1 protein-coding gene is annotated in these 3136 nt (G+C 52.4%); it reads right to left on the bottom strand.

Translation table 11 applies throughout. The annotated features are described in order from the left end of the window. A partial coding sequence (locus BP727_RS12635; RefSeq protein ID WP_286859153.1) for an Eco57I restriction-modification methylase domain-containing protein occupies positions 1–3070 on the bottom strand: 3070 nt, incomplete at its 3' end. Positions 3071–3136: the final 66 nt, after the last annotated feature.

The raw sequence follows: 3136 nt of genomic DNA, 5'->3' as shown, positions 1-3136 counted from the left end.
CTTCAACTATCTTTTTTTCATCCTCCGTCAGCGCATAAAGCTCGTAGACCAGAGCATCTATCTGCCGGTCGGTGGCCTCAATTTGCCGCTGGAGGGCGGTCTCGTCATGGGGCGTGCGGGCCTCCTGGAGCTGTTTGTGGAGGGCAAGCATCCGATCCACCAGGGAGACCATGCGATCATGGCGGGCAGATTCGTGATTTTTGGCAAATTCTATCTGTCTGATTGGGAGCTGGCTTAGGTACTGTGTAAAGAATCGCAGATATCCTCCTCGGAAAACTGCGGTTAAATTTCGATAATAGAAATCCATCAACGATGAATTAAGTAATCCTATCAAATATTTGTCCGAAGAAGAAATAATATAGGTTGTATTTGCTGAATAGACGCAACCATCTTCATCAAGCATAAAGTTTCCACGGATAGAAATATCTGGAAGCATTATCTTCGGTTTCTCGAACTCACTATAATAATCGCAAGCCCTTAGCTCCCACCAATATTCTCCTTTGTCGTATCTCTTTCCAGCTGCCTGAGCAAAAGGCAGCAAGTGATTGGCCATTGCTGGATAATTGCCTTTAAGCCATCCAAGAGCATCCTTAGCATTGCTGGATTTCTCTCTGGTCCATCCTCTGGGAATGAGAATCAGATATTTATCGCTCACGGGTTGCTGGTATCTCTTGATATCCCTGCCTGCCAGAAAGGGCTTGATCAGCTCCTCGCTCTTCGGATCTTCAGCTATCAGCTTTTCCCGTGTTTGAGCATCGATTACAAAGGCTTCATTTAGTCCGGTTTTAATGCCATAGTAGATCTTCCCACCCACATACTCGCCTAGGGGCACGCCCTTCCCCTTCAGCTTGTCCAGCAGCTCCTGTGTGGCTTCATCGGCCAAAGACCAGCCGGAATCATCAAGAGTCAATTGATTCACTTTGTAGCCGTTCTCATTGACGTATTCGCCCAAATCATTGAAATTCAGGGTCTTGACCTGCGTTGCCTGGAAGCTTGACTGAGGTGGCCTCCTGACAATGCGTATTATGCATGGATAAGTCGTCGCTCCCAGAAATACCGGCAGATCTCCAAAATCGATTATCTCCTCAATGCACTGCTCCTTCAGCCATCTGCGCAAGGGCAGGCCGTAGTTCGCTCTCATCCATTTGTTAGCCACGATGTAAGAGAAGATGCCTTCATCTTGAAGGAGAGAGACGCCACGTTCTATGAAGTATGCATAAAGGTCAGCCGTCCCCTGATAGACCTGGAAATGCTTCTGGAAATAGCCTTTGAACTCTCCTAAACTCTCCTGCCTGACATAAGGCGGATTGCCTATCACCACATCAAAGCCGCCTCTGGAGAAGATCTCCGGATATTCCGTTCTCCAGTCAAACGGATTGATCCTCTCGATATCCTCCTGCCCGAGACTCGGATTATCCTCCAGGATGTCCCAGCCGATCAATGAATTCCCGCACTTGATGTTCCTGCTCAGATCCGGCAGCGCCCTTTCCGAGAAGAGCGTGAGCTGCTTGGAGATCGTCTCCTCGTTCTCCCCCTCCAGCACCTTCAAGAGAAGCGAGAGCTTGGTCACCTCCACCGCCTGGCGGTCGATGTCCACTCCGTAGATGTTATTCAAGAGAATCCTCTTTCTCTCCGCCGTGGTCAGCCTCCACTCCCCGCCCCGGCCCTGAAAGACTGGAAGCTCCGGCTCCCGATCCTTCTTTCTGCCCTTACTCGCCCCCTCATTGGCCGGCAGCATATGCCTTATCTGGATGGACGAGGGCCTCAGGCCGCTCTGGAGCATAGGAACCAAATTTTGCACATACCATTCTCTATGCCAGTCCAGCAGATGCTGATAGGCCACAATGAGAAATGAGCCCGAGCCGCAGGCTGGATCAAGAACGCTTATCTTCGTTGCATCCGACGGCGTCTTCTCCTCCAATGTGGGCCCCAGGGTGTTCTTCACGATATAGTCCACGATGTAGGCCGGGGTGTACTTGACTCCGCCCGCTTTTTTCACCTCCGGCTTGTCCTCCACCACCGCCCGGTGGCCGTCGGTGAGGCGAATGACCTTTCCTAAAAATTGCTCATAGACCTGGCCTAAGATCTCCGCCGGCAGGACTGAGAACTCATAAGGGCTGTCCGGATAGTAGAGCCGCCGGATGATGTCTTTTAAAGGTTTGTCATCGATATTTAGCCGCAGGCTGAGAGTGTCCGGATTTTCCCTGCCCGATTCTTTTTCGAAATGGAATATGCCGGAGTTGTAGCGCTCGTCCGCCCGACGGAACAGCTCAGAGAGCCTGGGGTAGACCCGCTCCCCCTGAAGGAGGTCCTCCATCTTCATCAGCCTCTCAATCCCCCGGTCCTCGCATATCCTGAGGAAGACTATGCGGTTGACCGTCGCCTGAACGGCATAGTTGAGGTCCCTGGTGTCCAGCTCCGGATTTCGCAGGGCGATATTCCTGGCCAGGATCTCCCTCCAGCCGGCGATCTCCTCCAGGAAGGCAGAATCCACCTGGGCCGTGCCTCTCTTGCTCCTCTTATCTTGAGCATACTTGTCAAAAGAGCCCTTGAGGATGGCGTTCTTGGAGAATATGGCCGCAATCTCATCCCACTGCTCCAGATAATCCCTGCAAGTCAGATAGAGTATCCGCCCTTTGGAGGGCATATCCTTCTTGTCCGGCTTTATAGTGCAGTCGTAGACCGAGAACTCCTCAAAGTCTGTGAGGATGGACAGGGGCAGCTTTGCCGTCCAGGCATATCGCCGCAACTGGAAAGCAGGGTGAATGTCCTCTTTGATGTCCACCGAGGGCTTCTTGGTCTCCAAAAAGAACTTGCGCTGGCCGCCAATGCGAAAAGAGTAGTCCGGAGCCCTGGTGGTGCCGCCCACCTTGATGGCGTCCTCATGGATCACATCCTTGTAGGCCTCGGCAAACCCCTGCTCGTTATCGATATCCCAGCCCAGGGCCTTGAAGAGAGGATCGACAAACTCTCGTCGAACCTGGGTCTCATTGTAGTGCCCTGACTTGTAGGCCTCCCGGTTGCTCTCGAACCTCTCCACAAGCTCCACGATCTCTTTAGGTGCCGCCAAATCAGTCTCCCCTCGGATATCCAACCACCTAACACACAAAAAGCCTTTTGGTGACTGCTCCCCGCC

Source organism: Methanosaeta sp. UBA356, from assembly GCF_002496465.1.
Lineage (GTDB): Archaea > Halobacteriota > Methanosarcinia > Methanotrichales > Methanotrichaceae > Methanothrix > Methanothrix soehngenii.
This window is presented reverse-complemented; position numbering and strand designations above follow the sequence as displayed.